This window comes from Campylobacter concisus, assembly GCF_002914195.1.
Lineage (GTDB): Bacteria > Campylobacterota > Campylobacteria > Campylobacterales > Campylobacteraceae > Campylobacter_A > Campylobacter_A concisus_M.
Window position 1 is genome coordinate 149,125 of sequence record NZ_PPAU01000108.1, and the last position, 24,162, is coordinate 173,286.

Genomic DNA, 24,162 nt, shown 5'->3' on the forward strand with positions numbered 1-24,162 from the left:
GATGAATATTCTTCACACGCAGACACTTTTTAACTGGGGTGGCGAGCAAAATAAGACGCTAAATGAGATGCATTTTATGCGTGAGATGGGTCACAATGTCATACTTTTTTGTAACCCAAACTCTCAGATAGAAAGCATTGCAAAAGAAGAAGGCTTTAGTGTTATAGCACAAGAGATGAATAAGAAAAATTTTCATAAAAGCGTACCAGCACTTTGCGAAGCAATAAGCTCGAACAAGATAGATGTCTTGATCACACACGGCTCTACTGATAGCTGGGTTGGGGCAATTGCTGGGCTATTTTACAGAAGGAAAGGCGTTAAATTTTACAAGGAAAGGCATAATCTTTTTCCTATAAAAGGCTTTCTCTCAAAACTCATGCACAAAAAGCTATTTGATAAAATTTTATACATCTCAGATAGTGTCAAAGAGTATCTTCTAAGCATCGGCGTTAGCAAAGATAGGCTCTTTTTTATGCCAAGCACGGTCGATGTGAAGGCGATAGATGCTACAAAAAACACATTTAGAGATGAGTTTAATATATCTCAAGATAAGCTAGTTATCGGTACATTTACTTCGCTTTACCGCAAGAAAGGTGTCTTTGACTTTGCAAATGCAGCAAAAGAAATTTTAAAAGAGAAGGACGCCACAATAGTTTTTGCAGGAAATATCAGTGAAAGCACAAAAAATGAGATTGCCTCGATTTTTAGCAATAAAGACAAGATCATATTCACTGGCTTTAGAAATGACGCGGCAAATGTTATAAAAAGCTTTGATATCTACGTATTTGCATCGCACTCTGAGGGGCTTGGTACAGTTTTGCTTGAGGCGATGAGCTCAAAAGTACCAGTGGTAGTCTATGATAGTGCCCCGATGAACGTGCTAGTTAAAGATAAAGAGCGTGGGCTTTGTGCTAAAAATTTAGATGAAGTTTCACTAAAAGAGTGCATTTTGGAGCTGATAAATGAGCCTGAAAAAGCCAAAATTTACTCACAAAATGCATTTAAATTTGTAGATGAAAACTTTAGCCATAAGGCGCTAAAACAGGCTATTAAAAATTTACTGGAGCAAAAATGAACTACCCGGTTTGCGTGCTAACGATGCACCACTGCAATAACAATGAAAACGACTTTGCCATTAAGCCAGAGCTATTTAAAAAGGCGCTTTTGATGGCGTTAGATGAGGGCTATAAATTTATAAACTATAGCCAGTTTAAAGATATAGCTAGTGGCCGAGCAAAAGCTTCTAAAAAGAGTATTTTACTAACCTTTGATGATGGGTATTTTGATAACTATAAATTTGCATTTCCTATCCTAAAAGAGCTAAATATCCCAGCTGTGTGCTTTTTGATAACAGATAAGATCAAGGATTTTAAAAGGCAAGATTATGACTTTGCATTTAAAAAGCATAAAGAAATAGACTACGAAAAAGATGCGGAGTATTTTTTGAATTTAGATGAGATCAGGCAGATGCAAGAGAGCGGGCTTTTTGAGTTTGATAGCCATACAGCGAGCCACTTTTCTTGCAAAAGTAACGATGAAACAAAGCTAAGAGAGGAATTTTCTAGCTCGCTGGCTAAAATAAAAGAGCTATTTCCTGAAAAAAAAGAATTTGGGTTTTGCTTTCCCAAAGGGCATTTTAATAAGCTTTCACTAAAAGTTGTGAGAGAGTATTATGACTTTGCTTTTAGTGTGATAGATGGCGGATTTTGCGTAGGGGATGATAAATTTAAGATAAGACGTATTGATATCTCAAACAATGCGAAGAGCGAGAGTGATTACATTTTTAGGGTTAAAAAGAAGCTTTTTATCTATTCTACGCCGGTGCTAGGAAATTTATATTCAAATTTTAGAAATAGAGGCTATAAATAATGCTTGACGCATTAAACGAGGCTTGTAAAGAAATTTTAAAAGATAAAAAACGAGCCTTAATCGCTCTCACTGGGCTTCACGGCAGTGGCAAAAGCACACTTGCAAAACAAATTAGAAAAAATGGATTTAAAAACTTTAAACCTTATCAAATCGCTGTAATCGATGATGATGTAATGAGCCTAAATTTATTTATAGCTCGTCCAAAGATAAAAATCAAAAGTGATCATCAAGATGAGTTAAAGCCATTTTTTAAATTTATCATGCCATTCGTAAAAGTCGTAATATACGTAAGCGCAAATCCACTTCTACGTATAAGTAAATGCGACATTCTTTGTATTTTAAACGCTGATGAAGAAGCTCGAATCGCTGGAATTTATAAAAGAAATTCTAGTGACGATTTAATCAACACCCAAAAGCATATAAATAAAAAAGAGCTTGATCTAGCAGGCCTTGCATATAAAGTCAAGTTAGAATTTGACTCAAAAGTTGGAGCAAAAAATGAATAATCCCATCTATGTAATATCATTAAAAAGAGATGAAGAGCGAAGGCAAAATTTACAAAGACAATTTAACAGATATGATAAATTTAAAATAATAGATGCGGTTGATGCTAAAAATTTTAGCGTCAATGAGTATTACAGCGCCATAATAGATTGCTTATTAAAATCTTGCAATGAAGATTATAAATTTAAAATACCGCCATTAATTGCGACACCAGGTGAGCTAGCATGCACAATGTCACACATAAAAGCTTATGAGGATTTTTTACAAGGCGACGCGGAATTTACTTTAATATTAGAGGATGATGTTATTGGAAATGACGAATTAATAAATAAAGCCTTTTTACTTTGCAACGATATAAGTAGTGATAGCATTTTGATATGCGGTGTGCAAGACGGATTAAATAGTAGATTTCGTGCTTTTGGCAAAAAAATAAACGAAAATTTATACCTTATCTCACCATACTCATACGCTAGTATATATAGAACGGCTGCTTACATTCTAACAAGAAAGAGTGCAAAAGCTCTACTTGATTTTTACAAAGATGGTCTTTACGGGGCCGATAAATGGGAGGCAATCTTAAAAAACACTGATCTAAAAATGTATTTTAGCAACATCTTTTCTCATCCAGAGGAGCTAAATAACTCTAGCTTGGAAATCCAAAGAAAGCAAAAAGATAGGATAAATTCTCTTTTTAAAAAATATAATAAAAATTTCTCATACAAAATTTCAAGATTTTACGAAAAACATATTGCTAAAAATGAGAGAATTTTTACAAAGTAAAATTTCTCTTAAGATTTTAGTATTGAATATAGTGAGCCTAAAAAGTCATTTTGATAGATAAATAGTGTCTTTTTTAGCCAGCTTGCATCTCTTTTTGCAGCTATGCGCCTTATGTCATCAAGCACACCATCAGGTTTATTTATCCCACGCTTTGTTGTGAAAAAAACCTCATAGCCAACGCTTTTTGCCACATTTTTTAGCTCATCATTAAATTTACCTCTTGGCCAGCAAAGTAGCTTGTCATCAAAGCCAAAATTTTTATACATAAATTCTTTGCATTTTGTAAAATTTTCTTTCATTTCACAAATACCAAAATAATCATCAAAATGCGTATAAGTATGCGAGTGAAAGTCAAAGCACTCTTTCATCTTTGTTATTTCTTCGTAGTTTAAAAAGACATCTTCAGGTCTAGTTGGTGCAGCATTTTTGTATTCATTATGATCTAGCTCTATAAACTCGCCACTTTTTCTACTCGCCTGCTCTATCCAGCCAGCAACTAGAAAAATAGTCGCTTTAAGATTAAATTCCTTGATAATAGGATATGCGTAGACGAAATTATCCTTCCAGCCATCATCAAATGTGATAAAGACACTCTTTTTAGGCACACCAAGCTCACCTTTTTTATATGCCACAAACTCAGCCGAGCTTAGCGTTTTGTAGCCATTTTGAGCTAAAAATTTCATCTGATCTCTAAACTCATCTACGCTACTTGCAATAAACCCACTTTTTTTAAGCACATGATGATACATTAAAACTGTTACGCTCATTTTGCAAGTTCCATATATAAATTTTGAGTGTTTTCTATCATTTTTTCGATACTAAAAACCTCTTTTACGTACTCTCTGCCAAACTCGCCCATCTGTTTTCTTAAATTTTCATCCAAAATAAGCCTTTCAAGTGTCTTTTTTAACCCCTCTTTATCGCCATTTTGAAATAAAAATCCACTCTTTCCATCACTCACAGCCTCGCCAAGACCACCCACGTCGCTTCCGATGGTAGCTAGTTTACACGAAGACGCCTCAAGTAACGCTCCACCGATAGCCTCCATATCTGAAGGCAACACACAAATATCAAGAGAGCCCAAAAAATCGCTCACATCGGTTCTATTGCCAAGCATAAAGATATTTTTTTTATCTTTTATATATTCTTGTAAATTTTTATTTTGCGGACCATCACCTACGATAAAAAGGGCTGATTTTTCTAAATTTAACTCACTAAATGCATCGATTAATAGCTTATGATTTTTAGCTGCCCTTAGCACTGCCACGATACAAACGCCCACCACATCGTCACTTAGGCCAAATTCTTTTTTCATATTTATCTTAAATTCTGGCGTGTATTTTTGCGTATCAATGCCAGTGTAAATTTTTAGCACCTTCTCTTTTTTTACACCTCTTTTGATAAGATCAGCACAGACTGAGTTGCAAACACCGACCACTTTTGTGCTTAGGTTGTAAGGTATGGGAGAGCTTATAGGCAGCTGCAAATGCCTAGTGCGAACCACGCTAACGCCGCAAATTTTGCCCACGATCGCGCCTATCGTGCCGTCTTTGCCTGAATGAGTTGAGATGATTTTTATATTATTTTGCTTTACAAATTTGCAAATTTTTAAAATTTCAAAGATATTAAAAGACTTTTTGAGATTAAACTCAACGAATTCGCACTTGATTTGTTTTTCAAAGCTTTTTGAGCCAGGATTTAGCCCATAAAAAACCTTAAATTTGCTCTTATCAAGTCCATTTATCACACGCTGTGTACGGTGTTCCTGTCCACCAAATCCAAGAGAGCTTTCAAGCTCAAGTATATTTATCATTTTCTACTCTTTAAATTCTTTCATTTTTTTATTTGATAAAAAGCCATTTATTGTATTAAAGATTTTTAAAATTTTTGATACATTTTCGTACGATTTTATATTTTTTAGCACTTTAAGCAAAATTCTTTGTTTTAATCTAAGCTTTGAAAAACCAGATGAGTTTATGATGCTATCAATATCTGCATAAAAAAGATCAAGTGCCTTTACATAGCTACTATTTTTTAGATTTGGCCTTGCCAAAATAACTGGCATATAGACGCTTTTTATCTTTCTAAGCTCTAGATCTGGCACCATTTCAAGAGCTAAATTTTTGTTTTTTAAAATTGAGATTATGTCATCATAAACAAATTTATGATCCATCACAGCTTTTAATTTTTCAAAGCCAGCAGTGTTGTTGTCTCCTATCTTATAGTAATAAAATGCTTTATTTAGCTTTACAAGAGTTTTTGAAGCGATAACATTTCTCACTACAGTGTGAAAATCTTCAGCTTGCGTGATCCCAACTGGAAATAAATTTTCTTTTAAAATTTTAGTCCTAATCGCCTTGTTTGCCGCATTATGCAAGACTTTGTTGTGTCTTGAAGCTAAAAGCCTTTTTAGATACTCATTTTTATCGATTACGCCGTCCTCTTTTGTCTCAAAATCCTTTAAAAGGAGCTTTTTATGACCATAGACCTTACACATATCTGTTATCACTATGTCGGCATCAAATTTTTCTGCGATATCATAAACACATGAAGCATAATCTTTTTCCACATAGTCATCAGCATCTACGCAGATAGTATATTTGCCACTAGCTAGCAATATACCGTCATTTCTGGCAGCACTGACACCAGCATTGCTCTTTGTTTTTAATATTATTTTATCTTTATATTCTTCTAATATCTCTAGCGTATTGTCAGTACTTCCATCATTAATAACTATAATCTCAATATCATCCATGTCTTGAGATATAAGCGAATTTAAACAATCCCTAATGTGCTCTTTTTTGTTAAAAACAGGCACTACAAAGCTTATTTTCACATCAGGCACGATACTTCCTTTTAATTTTTGTTTAATTGTATATTATTTTTAGTTCAGCAATGATAAAATGCCTACTTAAAAATTTAAAGGATCTGCATGAAAAACGATATTATGTCTAAGCTCTACAATCTTTTTTTAGTTATTGTCTTATTTACACTACCAGTAACTGAGGGCTTAAAGCAAATTTCACTTACACTTTTCATCTTGGCTGGAATTTATATTTGCGTCAAAGAAAAAAAGCAATTTAAATTTGATCTCATAAATATCTCACTTTTTATCTTTGTTTTGGCTACTTTTATAAGTTGCTTGGTAAATGGAGTTTCTGTATCAAGAGCGCTTGATCCGCTAAGGTGTATGCTATTTTTCTTTGTAGCCAGAAGTGTCGGCGTAGAAAAAATAAATTTTAAATTTTTATTTTTTGCCTTATTTGCTGGTTTGATTGCTGCATTTATCCCTGCTTGTGTAGAAAAATTCACTTCAAATGATCCTTTAGCACTTTTTGAGCTTAAATCAATAGGACACGTAAATCATAGCGCTATTTTTATGCTAATAGTTTTTTGTGTAGCATTAGTTTCTATAAATAGTAAAGAAATTTTTGAAAAGTATATAGGCATAAGTGTTGCCGGAATTTGCGTCCTTGGAATAATGATAGCTGGCTCTAGAGCTACAATGTATCTTTTACCGATCATTATTTTTACTTATTTACTTTTTGAAATTTTAAATAAACAGATAAAAATAAAATTTTTATTAGGCTTGATAATTTTATTTAGTGTAATAGCTATTTCTTATATATATATATCAACAAATATCGCTCAAGATGAAAGATTATATAGTCAACTAACAAAGGGGGTAACTGGATCAGAGACTAGATATCCAATATTTGTTAGCGCGTTTTATACGTGGTTAGAACACCCTTTATTTGGGATAGGTTCTGGTGAGTTTAAGATCATTGATATAACAAAATATTTTCCAGGCAATGTTGAAGTTCATGTTGGTCACGCACACAATACCTTTTTAACATTTTTAACAGAAAAGGGCATCGTTGCCTTGCTTGCATATTTGGTATTTCAACTATCACTCTTTATAAAATTTATTAAAAATTTTAGACAAAATAGCATAGTTTTTCTTGCCCTTTTAATGCTCATGGCTAATAATATAATTTCACTTGCAAATACAACATTTCACCATGAAAATGCGCTTTTAATGCTACTATTTTGGGCTCTGGCTTTAAGTGCCATAGATGAAAAATCGACCTTAAAAATTAGCTAACACTCCAACACGCCTCAACCGTTTTAAATTGTATAAAGAAACGGTTGAAGCAAATTTTTTATTTTTTCTTCATCTCTTCAAGCTCTTGCGCTAGAAATTCCCCTGTGTAGCTGCCAGTTTTTTTGTAGTTTTTAGCTACCTCTTTTACATTGCCGCACGCTATCACTTTACCGCCCTTTGCGCCGCCTTCTGGTCCCATATCTACGATATAGTCGCAGTTTTTGATAACATCCATATTATGCTCGATCACAAAGACTGAATTTCCAAGATCAACTAGGTGATTTAGCACCTTTACCAACCGATCGACATCGGCAAAATGAAGTCCAGTCGTTGGCTCATCAAGGATATAAAGCGTATTTCCAGTATCACTTCTACTAAGCTCTTTTGCTAGCTTTACGCGCTGCGCCTCGCCGCCACTTAGTGTGACTGCATTTTGTCCAAGTGTGATGTAGCCAAGCCCCACGTCTTGAAGCGTGGTGAGTTTTGAAGCGATCTTTGGCACAGCCTTAAAAAACTCAACCGCTTCATCTATACTCATATTTAGCACCTCGGCGATGTTTTTGCCCTTGTATAAAATTTCCAAGGTTTGGGCGTTGTATCTAGCGCCATTACAAACGTCACAAACCACGTTGATATCAGGCAAAAAGTGCATCTCGATCGTGATCTCACCCTCGCCTTGGCACTTCTCGCAGCGCCCACCTTTGACGTTGAAGCTAAAGCGCCCTATTTTATAGCCTCTAAGCTTTGCCTCTTTAGTCTGCGCAAACAAATTTCTGATCTCGTCCATCACGCCAGTGTATGTCGCTGGATTTGAGCGTGGAGTGCGACCGATCGGGCTTTGATCGAGGTAGATCACCTTGTCTAAATTTTCAAGTCCGCTTAAATTTACTCCGGCTATTTTTTTTACTTTTTTGGCTCTATTTAGCTGCTCCTGCGCCTCTGGAAGCAAGGTCTGAAGTATTAGCGAGCTCTTGCCAGATCCTGAGACGCCAGTGATACCCACAAGGTTTCTAAGTGGAAATTTCGCGGTTAAATTTGAAATATTGTTGATATTTACATTTGAAATTTCAAGCCACTTCTCAGCTTTTCTATTTTTTTGATAGTTGATCTTTTTCTTACCATTTATGTATTGTGCAGTCTGGGTATCTGAGCTTAAAAGCTCTTTTGAACTGCCTGCAAAGACCACGTTACCGCCAAATTTACCAGCCCCAGGACCGATATCTACGATAAAATCAGCCTCTTCTATCGTTTTTTTATCATGCTCGACGACGATTACAGAGTTGCCTTTGGCTTGTAAATTTCTAAGCGTCTTTATGAGTTTTAGCGTATCACGCTCGTGTAGACCGATGCTTGGCTCATCAAGCACGTACATGACGCCACTTAGCCCGCTTCCTATCTGACTCGCGATCCTGATACGCTGCGCCTCACCACCGCTGATCGTCCTAGCATCACGTCCAAGTGACAAATAGCCAAGCCCCACGTCATACAAAAAGAAAAGCCTCTCGTTGATCTCTTTTAAGATAGGCTTTGCGATCGCCTTGTCATAGTCGCTAAGATAGGCAAAATTTTTCTCATTTGAGAAAAAGGCAGTGCAGTTTTCTATACTCATATCTAAAATTTCACCAAGTCCAAGGCCAGCGACCTTTACCGCTAAACTTTGAGGCTTTAGCCTGTGACCGTTACAAGCGTCACAAATTTTCTCACTCATGTATTCGTCAAAGTCTTTGTAATCCTTCAAAAGCCCGTGTGAAATTTTAACTACACCATCAAACTTTCTAAGTAGCTTATTTCTCTTCCAAAAAAACTCAACTTCTTTGACATTTCCATATAAAACGAGCCTCTTTTCATCTTCACTAAGCTCATAATATGGTTTTTTGATATCGATGCCATTTTGCTCGCAAAAAGCAAGTAAAAATTTATAGTAATAGCTCATGTTATAGCCATAAAGTAGCTTGATCGCACCATTTTCTATCGACTTTTCCTCGTCGATGATCTTGCTCATATCTAGGCTATATCTTATGCCAAGTCCGTCGCAGTGCTCGCAAGCGCCCTTTGGCGAGTTAAAGCTAAAACTAAGTGGCTCAAGCGGCGTAAATGAAATTTTACAGTCAAAACAAGCCATGTGCTCGCTGTAATGTATAAAACTCTCTTTTAAGCCCAGCTCATCAGCATTTGCGATCTCTATCTCGACCTCGCCAAAGCTCTCATTTAGCGCCTTTTCAACGTCACTTGCAAGGCGTTCGTGATTTTGCTCATCGATAGCAATCCTATCAACAATAACCTTGATCGTGTGTTTTTTCGTTTTTGCAAGCTCGATATCCTCATCAAGCCTCACCACCACGCCATCTATTTGCGCCCTTACAAAGCCTTTTTGGCGTAAATTTTCGATCAAATCCGCCCATGTGCCCTTTTTCTCACGCACTAGTGGCGCATAGATGATCACTTTTGCTCCAAGTGGGAGCTTTGAGATTTCGTTTATGATATCGCTTGCACTCATTTTCGAGATAGGTTTGCCGCATTTATGGCAATGCTGAACGCCAACCCTTGCATATAAAAGCCTTAGATAGTCATAAATTTCCGTGATCGTACCAACCGTTGAGCGAGGGTTTTTAGAAGTCGTCTTTTGATCGATCGCGATAGCAGGCGTTAAACCCTCGATCTTATCAACATCTGGCTTACCCACACGGTCTAGAAACTGCCTAGCGTAGCTACTAAGGCTCTCCATGTATCTTCTTTGTCCCTCAGCATAAAGCGTATCAAAGGCTAGTGTGCTCTTGCCGCTTCCACTAAGACCGGTAAAAACTACTAATTTATTTTTTGGAATTTTAAGATTTATATTTTTTAAGTTATGTTCTCTTGCGCCAGTTATTTCAATAATATCGTTCATTAAATTTATACAACCTTTTTAAAATTTTAATCTGTAAATTTAGTCTAAAAGTGATAAAAGATTTATAAAGTAGTTTTTCTAAAATTTAAGATCGTAGTTAAATTTAAGGGCTTATTTATATCATTTTCAGCTTTTTTTGATATTCTACGCCAAATTTTAATCTAAGGAGAAAAAATGTCTGTAAAAATAACTGATATATGCATAAGCTGTGGTTCATGTATTGATGAATGCCCGGTTTCAGCTATCGTTGATGATAGCGACAACCCAACTGGAGCAGATACATATTATGTTTATTCAAATAAATGCGTTGAGTGCGTAGGCTATAACGATGAGCCAGCCTGTGCATCTGCCTGTCCAACTGACGGTTGTATCGTATGGGACGCTGTTGTAGCAGGACAACCTTCGCGCGATCAGATCGGTGCTGATGCACGTAATGGCTCTATTCCAGTTATTCAATAAATTTATATTTATAAATTTTTAGGCTCAAATTGAGCCTATTTTATTTTTAAGCTTTATTTGATATAATTGCCAACTTCAATTTAAATAACCTAGATTTAAGGAAAATTTATGCAAAGAACACTTTCTATTATTAAGCCTGATGCTGTTAAGAAAAATGTTGTTGGAAAAATTATAGATAGATTTGAAAGTAACGGCCTAAGAATCGCAGCTGCAAAGAAAATCAAGCTTAGCAAATGCGATGCAAAAGCGTTTTACGCAGTTCACAAAGATAGACCTTTTTTCAATGATTTAGTTGATTTTATGGTAAGCGGACCAGTTGTAGTTATGGTTTTAGAGGGTGAAAATGCAGTTGCTAAAAACCGCGAGCTAATGGGTGCAACTAACCCAAAAGAAGCAGCTCCTGGCACTATAAGAGCTGATTTTGCCGATAGTATTGATGCAAATGCAGTTCACGGAAGTGACAGCCTAGAAAATGCTGTGAATGAGATAAATTTCTTCTTTGCTTCAAGAGAAATTTGCTAACTTTAGGTCAAGAAAATTGATTATATCTTTTTCTAAAATAGCAAACAAAGATATAAGCTTTGAGCTAGTAGGAAATGATAATTTAGTTTTTATTGGAATTTTAAAAAGAAAAGACCCTTTTTTGGTAAAATGCCAAGGCAAAATAAAAGGGAATATAAATTATGTTTGCGATCGATGTGGTGAAGCATTTATGTTGCCTATCGATCAAGAAGTAGAGCTAAATTTAAGTGACGGTATTTATAAAGATAGCGAAAATGAGCTTAGCGATACGATGGAATTTTTTGATGGCAATATTGATTTAAAAGAAGTCCTTGAGAGTGAGTTAGAAGCTTTTAAAAGCGATTATTTCTATTGTGAAAAATGTAAAAATTTATAAAGGAGAGTAAAAATGGCAGTACCAAAGCGAAGAGTGAGTCATTCTCGTGCAGCAAAACGTAGAACACATTATAAAGTTACACTTCCAGTGCCTGTAAAAGACAAAGATGGTTCTTGGAAAATGCCTCACCGCATAAACAAAACTACAGGTGAATATTAAAATATGATTCGCATTGCTATCGATGCTATGGGTGGTGATTTTGGTGCAGATCCTATAATATCTGGTGTTATTGATGCACTAAAAGAGACAGAATTTAAAGCTGTATTAGTCGGCGATAGCAATGTCATCAAACCACTCATCCCACAATCTTATTTAAAAAATATCGAATTTTTAGATGCTAGCGAAGTTATCTCGATGGCAGATGGTGCGACTGATGCACTTAAGAGAAAAGATAGTACGATCTACAAAGCAATTGAACTCTTAAAAAATAAGGAAGTTGATGCTGTAGTTTCTGCCGGTCATAGTGGTGCAACTATGAGTTTAGCTACCCTAAGAATTGGTAGACTAAAAAATATTTCTCGCCCAGCAATTGCAACACTTATGCCAAATTCAAAAGAATCTGCGACTTTGGTTTTAGATGTTGGTGCAAATGTTGATTGTAAAAGTGAACATTTGTTTCAATTTGCCATAATGGGTGAAGCCTATGCAAAAGAAATTTTAGGTAGAAAAGAGCCAAAAGTTGGTCTTTTATCAAATGGTGAAGAAGAAAGCAAAGGCAATGAAGTTAGCAAAGAAGCATTTAAATTAGTTTCTAGGCTTGATAGCTTTGTTGGCAATGCAGAAGGTAATCAAATTTTTGATGGCAGTATTGATGTAATGGTTTGTGATGGTTTTATGGGAAATATTCTTTTAAAAACTAGCGAAGGCGTTGCAGATGCAATAGGCAAAATCATCAAAAAACAAATTAAAAAATCACCTCTTGCTATAGCTGGCTCTGTACTCATGAGAAAAGTTTTTAAGACACTTAAAAAACAGGTTAGCTATGACGAATATGGTGGTGCACCACTTCTTGGTGTAAATGGTTGTGTTATCATAAGTCACGGCAAAAGTAATTCAAAAGCTATAAAAAATGCAATTTTTCAAGCAATAAAATTTGCTAATTCAAATATAAATAAAGTTATCGAAGAAGAACTTTCGCACTTTGCAAGGTAAAATATGCCAAAAGCTTCACTGATTTCTATCGCTTCTTACATTCCAGAAAAAATTCTGACAAATTTTGACTTTGAAAAAATGGTTGAAACGAGTGATGAATGGATAGTAAAGCGAACAGGTATCGAACAAAGGCATATTGCAACTAACGAAACAACAAGTGACCTTGGCACAAAGGCTGGTGAATTAGCTATAAAACGCTCAGGACTTGATAAATCTCAAATCGATGCAATCATCTGTGCTACGATATCTCCAGATCATCTTTGTATGCCTTCTACTGCTTGCAAAATAGCTGCAAATTTGGGTTTAAACTATGGAGTTACAGCATTTGATATAAGTGCGGCTTGTACCGGTTTTATTTATCTTTTAGAGCTTGCAAATTCTCTCATTATTAGCGGTGCTAAAAAGAATGTCTTAATTATCGGAGCCGAAAAATTAAGCTCTATTGTTGACTATACAGATAGAGGCACTTGTATACTATTTGGTGATGGAGCAGGCGCGGCTGTAATTAGTAGTGGTAATGAGAACGAGATCATCGATATTCATACGGCAAGCGACGGCAAGCAAGCTGAACTTTTAATAACTCCAGGATGTGGGAGTGTATTTCCAGCCAGTGAGGAAACGCTAAAAAATAGACTAAATTTCATCCATATGAGTGGAAATGAGGTTTTTAAAATAGCAGTTCAAACACTTAGCAAAAGTGTAATAGAAATTTTGCATGCAAATAAAATGCAAAGCAAAGATATCGATTTTTTTATACCTCATCAAGCAAATATAAGAATAATAGATGCGGTAAAAAATAGATTAAATTTTAAAGATGAGCAGTGTGTCTTGACTGTTGCTAAATATGGCAATACAAGCTCAGCTTCAATTCCGATGGCTATAAATGATGCCTATGAAGACGGCCGTATCAAAAATGGTTCAGTTTTGCTTCTTGATGCATTTGGCGGCGGCTTTACATGGGGATCAGCGATTCTAAAATTTGGTGGAAAAAATTTTAGCGACTTACAATAATTACAGTAAGTAATCCTCTAAATTTTTAGTAACGCTTTTACTAATTTCTTTCAAATATTCTCATCAATAAATTTTTAAAAATTCAAATTTTTACCACTTTTAACAAAAATCCATTTTCTGCTTTTACCAAATAACAATAAATTTACTACACAAAAATTTCTAAAATATATTTAAACTAAATTTAATTTTGAATAGATATAATTTCGCAATCAATAAAATTTATTATTAAGGAGAACAAATGTTAGTAACAAAAAAAGCACCTGATTTTACAGCTGCAGCAGTTTTAGGAAACAATCAAATTGTAAATGATTTTAATCTTTATAAAAATATTGGCGAAAAAGGCGCAGTTGTATTTTTCTATCCAATGGATTTTACTTTTGTTTGCCCAAGCGAAATTATCGCATTTGACAAAAGATATGACGAGTTCAAGTCACGTGGTATCGAAGTTATCGCAGTTTCATGCGACAACCAATTTTCACATTTTGCATGGAAAGAGACTCCAGTAAACAAAGGCGGTATTGGCAAAGTTCGCTTCCCTATCATAGCTGATATGACAAAATCAATCGCTCGCGGATTTGACGTACTTCTAGAAGATGCTGGTGTAGCACTTCGCGGCTCATTCTTGCTAGACAAAGATGGAACTGTTCGCCATGCAGTTATCAACGATCTTCCGCTTGGTAGAAATATCGATGAGATGATAAGAATGGTTGATACTATGCTATTTACAAATGAGCACGGCGAAGTTTGTCCAGCTGGTTGGAACAAAGGTGATGCTGGCATGAAACCAAGCACTGAAGGTGTCGCTGACTACCTTTCACACAACGAAGGTAAACTATAATCAACAGAAATTTCTAGGTATCCTTTACCTAGAAATTTCTTCTCCAAATAAATTTAAATACTTTTTTAATATAACTTTTTATATCATAGTCTTGGCTTTAATCAACAACATTCCGGAGACTACATGGATTTTAAAGGCAGGCAAGAGCTTGTAATAAATTGCGAAGATAGCATACTTAAATTAAGAGACAAATTTATCGATGACGGTATCAAATTTTGTAGACAGCTAACATTTATCGTACCGCACGATCAGGTAAAAATTTGTCTTGAAAACATCTTTGATACACTGCTTATTCAAAAGCCAAATGCTACGCAGCTACAAGATGATTTAAATAATCTAATACCAAAATCAAACGCAAGAGACGAATTAATAAATTTCCTACTTTTAAATTTGACTTTAAATTTTAGTCACTCTTGCGACAATAGCACCTTCGTAGGTTATTTCGTAAATGCCGTTTCAAGAATCAAAGAAATTTTATGTGGTGCCAAAGACCAGCAAGAAACAAATGTAAAAGACATGATTGAAACCGGAACATTTTTTTATGAAGATCCGATCAATACATTCACTCGTATGAAAAAAGCTAAGGTAAGGCCAGAGCTTTTAAATTTATATGATGGATTAAATATAAAATATGAGGCTGAAATTTTAGAAGTTAAAGAAGATAGTGTCGTTTTTCGCGTGGATATGATGCAAATTTTAGCAATGAAGCAAGACGGCAAAGGTTTTATTTTGCCAAATAGCTTTTTCTCAAAACCATTATGTGCTGATATTGTTAATTACAATATAGTCAATAAAGGCGTCACTCTTTCAAATTTCTTACGAAATACGACGATGTACGCATATAAAAGAAAATTCCAACGTATCTTGCCAAATCGTTTTACCAAAACTATTATCAAAGGCAAACAAGACAAGATCGAAGGTAGCCTTTATGATGTTTCTGAAGGTGGCATAAGTGTATTAAGCCCGCAAACTACAAATTTTCAAGATGGAGAAGAGCTAGAAGCGACCTTTGAAATCTTAATCGCGCCAGATAAAGTAAAAAACGTGACTTTAAAACTAAGACTTGTTACAGAGCTGGCATATAAAGGCTACATTAGATACTGTATGAAGCTTATCGATGATGATGAAACGATAAAAGATTTTACGCAAAAGCGCATAAAAGAGACGCTTGACGAGCTTCGCTCACGTATAAATTTATACGAATAAGGCAGCTAGTGAAAACAATACAAGAAAATTTAAAACTTTTTTATATCGGGCTAAAAGACAAAGAGCCATTTTTTTATAAAAATAAGGATCTAACCACCCACGCAGCTATCATAGGTATGACAGGTAGCGGTAAAACAGGCCTTGGTATCACGCTTTTAGAAGAAGCCTGCATAGATAATATCCCTTCCATCATCATCGATCCAAAAGGCGATATCACAAATTTAGCCCTCACTTTTCCGCAGATGAGGCCGGAGGATTTTTTACCATACATAGATGAAGCAGAAGCGGCCAACAAAGGTCAAAGTGTAGAGGAATTTGCCACTGCTCAAGCCGAGCTATGGAGAAACGGCATAGAGTCGAGCTTTCAAGATCTTAAGCGAGTAAAAATTTTAAAAGAGAGCGCTAACTTTAACATCTACACACCAAAAAGCTCAGCTGGCATAGGCGTGGCGCTACTTAGCGACTTTGCCTGCCCAAATATCACTGATGAAGAAATTTTTAGCAACTATATAAATTCGCTTGCAGCCTCGGTATTATCTCTTGTAGGTATAAATTCCGAGGACATGAATTCAAAAGAACAGCTTCTCATCTCAACCATATTTGATACTAAATTTAAAGAGCAAAAAGACATCAGTATAGAAGAGCTAATAAATTTTATCGCAAATCCACCTTTTAAAAAGATAGGTGTCTTTGACGTGGATACCTTCTATCCAAGCAGTGAGCGCCTAAAGCTTGCCATGAAGATAAACGTGCTCATCGCAAGCCCAAGCTTTAAGGGCTGGACGCAGGGCGTTAGACTAGAAATTTCAAAGATGCTCTTTGACGAAAACGGCAAAGCAAAGTGCAATATCTTTACGATCTCACACCTAAATGACGCCGAGAGGATGTTTTTTGTTACCCTTTTGCTAAATGAGATCATCGCGTGGATGCGCGGCACAGAGGGCACTAGCTCACTTAGAGCGATCCTATATATGGATGAAATTTTTGGCTTTTTTCCACCAAACGCAAACCCACCATCAAAAACGCCTATGCTCACACTTTTAAAGCAAGCTCGTGCATTTGGTTTGGGCTGTGTTTTAAGCACGCAAAACCCAGTCGATCTTGACTATAAAGGCCTTAGCAACATCGGCACTTGGTTCATAGGTCGCCTCCAAACAGCCCAGGATAAAGCTCGCGTTATAGACGGGCTAAGCGGCATCGCAGGCTCAAGCTTAGACAAAGCTTCACTTGAAAATCTCATATCAAATTTAGCCAAAAGAAATTTCTTACTTAAAAATATAAACGAAGACGGGCTAAGCGTTATTTCGACACGCTGGGCACTTAGCTATCTAAAAGGCCCGCTTAGCCGTGAGCAAATTTCAAATTTGATGAAAGAGCAAAAAGAAAATTTATCTGATACAAGGATCGATAAAAGCGAGATGAAATTTAGCATAAAGCCCATAATCTCAAATGAGATCACGCAACTTTATGCTAACTCAAAAAGCCTCACGCCAAATTTATTTGCAAGCGCAAAGATAAGAATTTATGACACCAAAAAAGATATCGATAGCGTTTATGAAGTAAGCTATCTTTATGAACTAAACGAAAATGACAATGAGCCAAACTGGGATGAGGCTAGCGAAGGCATGCACGTTGAAGCAAGCGAAAATGAGCCAAGCGGTGCAAGCTTTGCAGCTGTGCCAAATTTCATCTTAAAAGCTAAAAATTTTGACAATCTCCAAAAAGATTTTAAAGAGTATCTGTATAGAAATTTTAAATTTAATACCTTTGAGGCATTGGGAATTTATTCAAAAAACAATGAAACAAAGGAGCAGTTTTATATCAGGCTTCAAGATAAGTGCAATGAAATTTCAGAAGAACAAACCGCAAAACTTACAGCAAAATTTGAAAAAGAGCGAAAAAGCTTACAAGATAAGCTAAACAAGGCTCTAGCAAAGCTTGATAAAGAGCAAAAAGAGATGACCACAAGTGGGCTTGATGCTGCCATAAATATAGGCGCCAGCATACTTGGAGCGATATTTGGCAACAAGCTTTTATCTCGTCAAAATGCGGGCAAGATCGCATCAAGCGCAAGAAGCGCAAATAGAGTCTTAAAAGAGCGAAGTGACGTCAAGCTTAGCGAGCAAAGCGTAAATGATATAAATTTAGCCATAAGCGAACTTGAAGAGAAATTTGAAAAAGAAAGCAACGAACTAAAGGAAGCAAACGATATAAAAAATATCACTATAAATGAAATACAAATTTCACCAAAGAAAAGCGATATCTATGACGAGAAAGTCGTACTTTTGTGGAGATGATTTATAAAACAATTAGTATTTTTTTACTATCATTTCTCTTTAAATTTAAAAGGTAAAATATGCAAAATTTAATACTTTATGCCATTAGTTATTTACTTGGAAGCATTCCGTCTGGCCTCATTCTTGCAAAAATTTTTGGGCATGTCGATATAAAAAACGAAGGTAGCAAGAGCATCGGTGCGACAAATGTTTTAAGAGTTTTAAAACAAAAAGATCCAAAATTAGCCAAAAAACTAGCCATTTTAACGATAGTTTGTGATGTTTTAAAAGGTGTTTTACCACTCATGGTCGCCTCTTCTATTGGTGCAAGCCAAAGTGTGCTTTGGACGATGGCGGTCTTAAGTGTAGCTGGACATTGTTTTTCAATATTTTTAGGCTTTCAAGGCGGCAAAGGAGTCGCAACTGGAGCTGGGGTGATCGCATTTTTCTTACCAGTTGAGATCATTATCGCTCTAGCTGTTTGGTTTGTGGTCGGAAAATTTTTAAAAATTAGCTCTCTTGCTTCACTTTGTGCGTTGATAGCCCTCATAGCATCAAGCTTTATAATTCACCCAGAGCTAGATGAAATTTACACACACGCTCCGATACTAATCATCGCATTTTTAGTGGTTTATAAACACATACCAAATATTGTTCGCCTGCTTTCAGGCAAGGAGAAAAAAGTCGTATGAAAAGCGAGATGACGACGATCATTAAAGATTATAAATTTGAAACGATCATCGGAATGCTTGATTTTGAGCGAGTCGCTAAGCAAGAGGTGCGAATGAATCTAGAAATTTGCTCAACTAGTTTTATTGATTATGTTTTAATTATTGACTTTGTTAAAAATTTTTATAATGAAAGACAGTTCCAAAGCGTTGAAGAGTCGCTTGAAGAAACTAGCAAAGCGTTAAAAGAGAAATTTAGCTCACTAGCTAGCCTTAAAATGGAAATTTTAAAAACTGAAATTTTACCAAATGCAGTTGTTGGAGCAAAAATAAACACTATTTTTTAAAAATTTATTAAACTATCTTGAAATATTGCTTAATTTATGATACAATCGCCCATAAATTTTAGTTTAAGGAAGCAAAATGCGTATTTTAATAGTTGAAGATGAAGTGACGCTAAATAAGACGATTGCTGAGGGTTTGCAAGAGTTTGGCTATCAAACTGATAGCTCTGAAAATTTTAAAGATGCTGAGTACTATATAGGCATCAGAAACTACGATCTAGTTTTGACTGATTGGATGCTTCAAGATGGCGATGGCATAGATCTTATAAACATCATCAAACATAAATCTCCACGCACTTCAGTTGTAGTTCTTTCTGCAAAAGATGACAAAGAAAGCGAAATAAAAGCACTTAGAGCTGGTGCTGATGACTATATCAAAAAGCCATTTGATTTTGACATCTTAGTAGCTAGACTAGAGGCTAGACTACGCTTTGGCGGCACAAATATTATAAAAATCGATGAGCTCATCATCAATCCAGATGAGGAGAAAATCACATATTTAGGTCGTGATATTGAGCTTAAGGGCAAACCTTTTGAAGTCCTAACTCATCTTGCAAGACACTCAGATCAAATCGTATCTAAAGAGCAACTACTTGATGCTATCTGGGAAGAGCCAGAGCTTGTAACTCCAAACGTCATTGAAGTCGCTATCAACCAAATCCGCCAAAAAATGGACAAACCACTAAATATTTCAACAATTGAAACTGTTAGAAGACGCGGATATAGATTTTGTTTTCCCAAAAAAGCCTAAGGAATAGATTTATACTACAATTAGCATCTGGTGCTATGATGCTAATTGTAGTTATTTCGGTAATGCTTTATCACTATATAAGGGTTACCGTTTTTCAAAGTGTAGTTAATGAGCTAAACTATCAAGCAGAAGCTTATAAAAAAAATCCTCAGAATTTCAATCCTTTAAATTCAAAAACATTTACGATAGAAAATCCAAACAAAACTCTAGCAACGATAAAAACAGACGAGCCACAAGATAAAGAAATATATATCGTAACACAAAAATCAAAGGATCAAAGTAAGACTATTTTAATAACAAAACTTGATGAAAGCAGTTATTTAAGCCTAGAAAAAGATACTACACTTCAAGCTCATATAGTAGAAGAAATTTTTATAGATATTATAATCGTAAATGTATCAGCGATACTTTTGGTACTTTTTTATGCGCTATTTTTATCAAGGATGCTTTTAATACCTATAAAAATTTTAAGTCACAAGCTTACAAATTTAGACGAAAAATTTCTTCATGAGATCGATATAAAAAGTCTACCAGATGAGTTTTTACCACTTGGGCAGAGCATAAATAGATTAATCTCTCGAATCCAAACATTTGTCTTATACCAAAAAGAGCTTTTTGTAGGCGTGGCACATGAGTTAAAAACACCGTTGGCTGTAATGAAAACAAAAAATGAAGTTACGCTTTTAAAGCCACGCGAGAGTGAAAGATATATCGAGGCTCTAAAATCAAACAATGAAGCTATAAACGGCATGAACGCAATGATAAGTTCTGTGCTTGAGATCGGCCGCCAAGAGGGAGCTCAGTTTGAAGAGCCAGTAAATACCGATGTCATAGGATTTTTAAAAAAACTTGCAAAAAACTATGAGATACTTGCAAAAAATGATGAAAAAAATATAAAACTAGACCTAAAACCAGAAATTTTAAATCTAAAAATACAAACTAGCTTACTAACACACATTGTGCAAAATTTTGTTCAAAATGCCATTAAATTTTCACCAAAAAATAGCACCATTACGATTAGCTCTAAGCTTATAAAAAATAAATTTATCGTCGAAGTAATAGATGAAGGAATAGGCATAGATGAGAGCAAAGATTTATTTGCCCCATTTAAAAGATATGGCGACAAAGGTGGTGCTGGACTTGGGTTGTTTCTAGCTAAAGGTGCGGCACAGGCTCTTGGTGGCGAAGTAGACATTAAAAATAGAAACGATAGAAGCGGTGCAGTCGCAAGCCTAGTTTTAAATATAAAAGGATAAAAATGGCAAAGAGAACCGCAGTAATCGACCTTGGCTCAAATTCTATGCGAATGGCGATATTTGAGAGAACGTCACGCTTAGCGTTTTTTATACTAGCTGAATATAAAACAAAGGTTCGCCTAGGTGAAGGTGGATATGGCTCAAACAATGAAATATCCGAAAGCTCAATGGAAAAAGCGCTAAAGGCTTTTAGCGAATTTTCAAATATTATAAAAAGCTACAAATGCAATAAAGTCTTATGTGTTGGTACTTCAGCGCTTAGGGACGCTCCAAACGCAAATGTTTTGATCTCTCTTTTAAGAAAAAAACTTGGCATAAATTTAAAAGTCATAGACGGCAAAGAAGAGGCTACTTTTGGTGCGATCGCAGCCAAAAATTTACTCCATAACATCGATGAATGCGTTACTATCGATATCGGTGGCGGATCAACTGAACTTGCCAGAATAAGCAAAGGCAAAATAATAGATACGCTCTCACTTGACATTGGCACAGTTAGGTTAAAAGAGCTTTTTTTTGATAAGAAAAACTTAAATAAATTGCCAAAATTTTTAGAACAAGTTACAAAACAGATAGATGAGCGATTTAAATGCCAAAATATAATCGCTATTGGTGGCTCTCTTAGAGCGATATCATCTGCCATAATGAGTAAAAATTCATATCCGCTCTCTTCGCTTCATGGCTTTTGCTACAAGCTTAGCGACGAGCAAGCCTACATCGAGAGCATTGCAAATATTAGCGTGCTTGAGCTAAATAAATTTCCTATTAAAAAAGACAGATACGACACCATTAGAGAGGGTGCACATATCTTTTTGGCCCTCGCCAAAGCTCTGAATGCCAAAAATATTATAACAAGTGGGGTTGGCGTAAGAGAGGGAGTGTTCTTGAAAGATTTTTTACGCCCTAGCCTTAAATTTCCACAAAATTTTAATCCAAGTATCAAAAGTTTGCAAGATCGTTTTATATTATCATGCAATAAATCAGTCACAAGATATGCAAAAGATATATTTATGGTATTAAAAAAGCTTCACGGCCTAAGCGATAACTATCTTGAAGTGCTTTTAGTTGCTGCAAAACTTCACAATGTAGGTCAAGAGATTGGCTTTTATGGTGATCATAAAAACTCAGCCTATATAGTCCTAAATGCCTTAAATTATGGCTTTTCACATGAACAAAAAGCATTGATTGCAGTAGTAATTGGCACAAACGGAAAGAAAAATATCTATGAATTTGAGCGATATAAAAATTTACTTCCAAAAGCCGAGTGTATAAGATGGCTAAGTTTTATACTCTCACTAGCAAAGGCACTTGATCTAACCTGTAAAAGGCTAAATTTAAACTTCGAATTTAGTGGACACACGCTAAAAATAGAAGGTGCAAAAGAATTTGCTATGGCAAAAGAAGAGATAAAAAAGATCACAAAACCTGAAATTTTTGCTATTTCGTTTGTATAAATTTTAAAACTAGCTTTAACGCATAAAAATTTAAATTGGATAAGAATTTTAGCTAAAACTACTAAAATTCTCCGCTCATTTTATCTTTATAGTTACTTAAACTATTTTTTCGCTCTTCTAAAAATGAGCTTAGCTTTTTCTTGTTCTCTTCAAAAAATATAGCAAAATCCTGCTCATTTTGTATCCTGTCTTCACCAAAGCTATCAAGCATTACATTTGAGCTACCAACTATCACCAAATAACGCCTATTTTCATAGCTTAATAGCATTAGCTTATTCGTGCGATCAAGATACTTTTCATATATTATATTGACGTTACTATTTTGATTTTTAAGTAGCCAGTTCATTGATTTTGTATCATTTTGAGACTGATTTCTAGGTGCTTTAAATCCGCTAAAATCATTACTCTTTGACGTAATATATCTTTTAAATACATATAAAAATACAAGAAGCGCAATAAGCACACTTAAAACTATAAAATACCTTGAGTCTATATTTAACATAGGCTCTTCATCTGCCTTTGGAGTACTAGGGGTCTCTATTTTTGCACTAGCTTGAGGCATATTTTGTATTTGAGGTTTTGCATTTTTTAGAGTTACACGAATGCGGAGTCCAAAACTATCAGTCGTCTTTGAAGCATTTACGATAATAGCATCATTTGAGCGTAAATTTAAGACAAGTGAGTTTTGCTTTGGCTCTATCTCAAGCTCTTGAATAATCTTTGAGTTTATGTCTTTGCTAGCACTTTGATCGTAATTTAGCGAATTTAATATCAAAGACGTTGTATCTTTTTCGCGCTTTTGAAAGATATTTCCTTCATAAGGTGCATCAAAGCTAAGCATAATATCGACTCTATCGGCACGTTCATAGATATTGTAAGTTAATAGGTTTGAAGCTAAAATTTGAGTTGCAAAAAGTAAGAAAAATAGTATAAATTTCATAAAAGTTCTTTTTTGAAGTACTGAATAACTGACTTTGAATCCAAAATTTCATTTATCCTGATGGCTAAATTTTTCTCATAAACCATTACTTCGCCTTTTCCAAAAATTCTATTATTTATATATAACTCCACACTCTCACCAGCTGGCTTTTCGAGGTCTATGACCGAGCCAGCTTCAAATTTCAAAAGTTCATTTATGCTAACCGTGGTAGTTCCTAGCTCAGCTATAAAATCAACACTTATATCCATAAGCTCATCATAGCTCTTAAAAAGCCCTAGCTGCTCTAGCGTCTCTATCGCACTCTCATCGTTCATTGTATATCGTAGCCTATTTGAAATGTTCTATTTTTTATTTTATATACAAATTTCTCTTTTAGCTTGATACCAAAATTTTCAACTTCGCCTAAAAATTCAGGCGTTCCAAGCTTATAAGCATTTGGCTCTTTTTCATTTAGCAGATTTTTAGCCTTGCCAATGATTTGATTAGCTATCTCTTTGCAAAGATCATCCAGATCACCACCATCAACATCTTCGTGACCAAAAAAGGCATTCATGAAAATTTTCAAAGTATCTTTTTTAAAAAATAGGTAAAAATGATACTCGCTCTTTCCCTTATAGACTGGTATGCTAGCTCCGTAAAATCCTTTGCCTAGACTCTTGCCAAACTCTAAATCTAGCCCTAAAGTATCCTTGCAAAGATAGCTTGTAGCTTCATCTATAACTTTTCTCATATCTCTTCCTTAAGACTTGAAATGCATTTTCAATTAT

Annotated in this window: 26 protein-coding genes; 19 read left to right on the plus strand and 7 right to left on the minus strand. The window is 35.3% G+C overall.

What is annotated here, in order from left to right; translation table 11 throughout:
* The first annotated feature begins 1 nt into the window (after window position 1).
* The 4 genes from CYP28_RS06770 to CYP28_RS06785 are packed head-to-tail and all read left to right on the plus strand — an operon-like array spanning window position 2 to window position 3,153.
* Complete coding sequence (locus CYP28_RS06770) at window positions 2-1,075, plus strand: glycosyltransferase family 4 protein (protein WP_103593612.1); 1,074 nt, start codon at window positions 2-4, stop codon at window positions 1,073-1,075.
* Window positions 1,072-1,869, plus strand: a complete 798-nt coding sequence (locus CYP28_RS06775) for a polysaccharide deacetylase family protein (protein WP_103593613.1) — start codon at window positions 1,072-1,074, stop codon at window positions 1,867-1,869. The genes CYP28_RS06770 and CYP28_RS06775 overlap by 4 nt, the downstream gene beginning before the upstream one ends.
* Window positions 1,869-2,375 carry a hypothetical protein gene (locus tag CYP28_RS06780; RefSeq protein WP_103593614.1) on the plus strand — a complete coding sequence of 169 codons (507 nt, stop codon included), beginning with the start codon at window positions 1,869-1,871 and terminating at the stop codon, window positions 2,373-2,375. Before CYP28_RS06775 ends, CYP28_RS06780 begins: the two co-directional genes overlap by 1 nt.
* Window positions 2,368-3,153 (plus strand): glycosyltransferase family 25 protein, encoded by a 786-nt coding sequence (locus CYP28_RS06785; RefSeq protein ID WP_103593615.1) that lies wholly within the window; start codon window positions 2,368-2,370, stop codon window positions 3,151-3,153. The genes CYP28_RS06780 and CYP28_RS06785 overlap by 8 nt, the downstream gene beginning before the upstream one ends.
* 8 nt (window positions 3,154-3,161) lie before the next feature.
* Here CYP28_RS06785 and CYP28_RS06790 read toward each other — a convergent pair whose 3' ends face one another.
* Genes CYP28_RS06790 through CYP28_RS06800 form a run of 3 tightly spaced genes read right to left on the minus strand, consistent with a single transcriptional unit; the run spans window position 3,162 to window position 5,998 of the window.
* Window positions 3,162-3,920 (minus strand): polysaccharide deacetylase family protein, encoded by a 759-nt coding sequence (locus CYP28_RS06790; protein WP_103593616.1) that lies wholly within the window; start codon window positions 3,918-3,920, stop codon window positions 3,162-3,164.
* Window positions 3,917-4,966 (minus strand): glycosyltransferase, encoded by a 1,050-nt coding sequence (locus CYP28_RS06795; RefSeq protein ID WP_103593617.1) that lies wholly within the window; start codon window positions 4,964-4,966, stop codon window positions 3,917-3,919. Before CYP28_RS06795 ends, CYP28_RS06790 begins: the two co-directional genes overlap by 4 nt.
* 3 nt (window positions 4,967-4,969) lie before the next feature.
* On the minus strand, window positions 4,970-5,998 hold the full coding sequence (locus tag CYP28_RS06800; protein ID WP_180997920.1) for a glycosyltransferase family 2 protein: 1,029 nt from the start codon (window positions 5,996-5,998) through the stop codon (window positions 4,970-4,972).
* 87 nt (window positions 5,999-6,085) lie between these two features.
* On the opposite strand from CYP28_RS06800, the gene CYP28_RS06805 reads away from it, so the two are divergent.
* On the plus strand, window positions 6,086-7,258 hold the full coding sequence (locus tag CYP28_RS06805; RefSeq protein WP_103593619.1) for an O-antigen ligase family protein: 1,173 nt from the start codon (window positions 6,086-6,088) through the stop codon (window positions 7,256-7,258).
* Window positions 7,259-7,316: 58 nt separating this feature from the next.
* On the opposite strand, the gene uvrA is transcribed toward CYP28_RS06805, so the two are convergent.
* On the minus strand, window positions 7,317-10,145 hold the full coding sequence (gene uvrA / locus CYP28_RS06810; protein ID WP_103593620.1) for an excinuclease ABC subunit UvrA: 2,829 nt from the start codon (window positions 10,143-10,145) through the stop codon (window positions 7,317-7,319).
* Window positions 10,146-10,319: 174 nt separating this feature from the next.
* Between uvrA and CYP28_RS06815 the strand changes: the two genes are divergently transcribed.
* From CYP28_RS06815 to CYP28_RS06880, 14 genes are all read left to right on the plus strand, one after another.
* Window positions 10,320-10,604 (plus strand): NADH-quinone oxidoreductase subunit I, encoded by a 285-nt coding sequence (locus tag CYP28_RS06815; RefSeq protein WP_021091598.1) that lies wholly within the window; start codon window positions 10,320-10,322, stop codon window positions 10,602-10,604.
* A 108-nt stretch (window positions 10,605-10,712) separates the two neighbouring features.
* Window positions 10,713-11,126, plus strand: coding sequence for a nucleoside-diphosphate kinase (ndk, locus tag CYP28_RS06820; protein WP_002942517.1), 414 nt, complete (start codon window positions 10,713-10,715; stop codon window positions 11,124-11,126).
* A 16-nt stretch (window positions 11,127-11,142) separates the two neighbouring features.
* Window positions 11,143-11,502 (plus strand): hypothetical protein, encoded by a 360-nt coding sequence (locus tag CYP28_RS06825; RefSeq protein ID WP_103593734.1) that lies wholly within the window; start codon window positions 11,143-11,145, stop codon window positions 11,500-11,502.
* Between the two features lie 12 nt (window positions 11,503-11,514).
* Window positions 11,515-11,661 (plus strand): 50S ribosomal protein L32, encoded by a 147-nt coding sequence (rpmF, locus tag CYP28_RS06830; RefSeq protein ID WP_002942540.1) that lies wholly within the window; start codon window positions 11,515-11,517, stop codon window positions 11,659-11,661.
* Window positions 11,662-11,664: 3 nt separating this feature from the next.
* Complete coding sequence (gene plsX, locus CYP28_RS06835) at window positions 11,665-12,654, plus strand: phosphate acyltransferase PlsX (protein WP_103593621.1); 990 nt, start codon at window positions 11,665-11,667, stop codon at window positions 12,652-12,654.
* Between the two features lie 3 nt (window positions 12,655-12,657).
* Window positions 12,658-13,665, plus strand: a complete 1,008-nt coding sequence (locus tag CYP28_RS06840; RefSeq protein ID WP_103593622.1) for a beta-ketoacyl-ACP synthase III — start codon at window positions 12,658-12,660, stop codon at window positions 13,663-13,665.
* Window positions 13,666-13,903: 238 nt separating this feature from the next.
* Window positions 13,904-14,503 (plus strand): peroxiredoxin, encoded by a 600-nt coding sequence (locus tag CYP28_RS06845; RefSeq protein WP_103593623.1) that lies wholly within the window; start codon window positions 13,904-13,906, stop codon window positions 14,501-14,503.
* A 123-nt stretch (window positions 14,504-14,626) separates the two neighbouring features.
* Entirely contained in the window at window positions 14,627-15,709 is a 1,083-nt protein-coding gene (locus tag CYP28_RS06850; protein ID WP_085658080.1) for a PilZ domain-containing protein, read from the plus strand.
* Window positions 15,710-15,717: 8 nt separating this feature from the next.
* Window positions 15,718-18,006, plus strand: coding sequence for an ATP-binding protein (locus tag CYP28_RS06855; RefSeq protein ID WP_103593624.1), 2,289 nt, complete (start codon window positions 15,718-15,720; stop codon window positions 18,004-18,006).
* 59 nt (window positions 18,007-18,065) lie between these two features.
* Complete coding sequence (gene plsY / locus CYP28_RS06860; RefSeq protein ID WP_103593625.1) at window positions 18,066-18,677, plus strand: glycerol-3-phosphate 1-O-acyltransferase PlsY; 612 nt, start codon at window positions 18,066-18,068, stop codon at window positions 18,675-18,677.
* On the plus strand, window positions 18,674-19,000 hold the full coding sequence (locus CYP28_RS06865) for a dihydroneopterin aldolase (protein ID WP_103593626.1): 327 nt from the start codon (window positions 18,674-18,676) through the stop codon (window positions 18,998-19,000). Before plsY ends, CYP28_RS06865 begins: the two co-directional genes overlap by 4 nt.
* A gap of 76 nt (window positions 19,001-19,076) precedes the next feature.
* Window positions 19,077-19,748 carry a homeostatic response regulator transcription factor HsrA gene (gene hsrA, locus CYP28_RS06870; protein ID WP_021091657.1) on the plus strand — a complete coding sequence of 224 codons (672 nt, stop codon included), beginning with the start codon at window positions 19,077-19,079 and terminating at the stop codon, window positions 19,746-19,748.
* Between the two features lie 38 nt (window positions 19,749-19,786).
* Window positions 19,787-21,004 carry a sensor histidine kinase gene (locus CYP28_RS06875; RefSeq protein ID WP_180997949.1) on the plus strand — a complete coding sequence of 406 codons (1,218 nt, stop codon included), beginning with the start codon at window positions 19,787-19,789 and terminating at the stop codon, window positions 21,002-21,004.
* 2 nt (window positions 21,005-21,006) lie between these two features.
* Complete coding sequence (locus tag CYP28_RS06880; protein WP_103593627.1) at window positions 21,007-22,455, plus strand: Ppx/GppA phosphatase family protein; 1,449 nt, start codon at window positions 21,007-21,009, stop codon at window positions 22,453-22,455.
* Window positions 22,456-22,516: 61 nt separating this feature from the next.
* Here the strand turns inward: CYP28_RS06880 and CYP28_RS06885 are convergent, their stop codons facing one another.
* Genes CYP28_RS06885 through CYP28_RS06895 form a run of 3 tightly spaced genes read right to left on the minus strand, consistent with a single transcriptional unit; the run spans window position 22,517 to window position 24,125 of the window.
* Window positions 22,517-23,395, minus strand: a complete 879-nt coding sequence (locus CYP28_RS06885) for an excinuclease ABC subunit A (protein ID WP_103593628.1) — start codon at window positions 23,393-23,395, stop codon at window positions 22,517-22,519.
* Window positions 23,392-23,709, minus strand: coding sequence for a flagellar motor switch protein FliN (gene fliN / locus CYP28_RS06890; protein WP_021091807.1), 318 nt, complete (start codon window positions 23,707-23,709; stop codon window positions 23,392-23,394). The genes CYP28_RS06885 and fliN overlap by 4 nt, the downstream gene beginning before the upstream one ends.
* The gene (locus tag CYP28_RS06895) at window positions 23,706-24,125 is read right to left on the minus strand and encodes a chemotaxis protein CheX (protein WP_084041241.1); all 420 of its coding nucleotides are present in this window, start codon (window positions 24,123-24,125) and stop codon (window positions 23,706-23,708) included. The genes fliN and CYP28_RS06895 overlap by 4 nt, the downstream gene beginning before the upstream one ends.
* Window positions 24,126-24,162 lie beyond the last annotated feature (37 nt).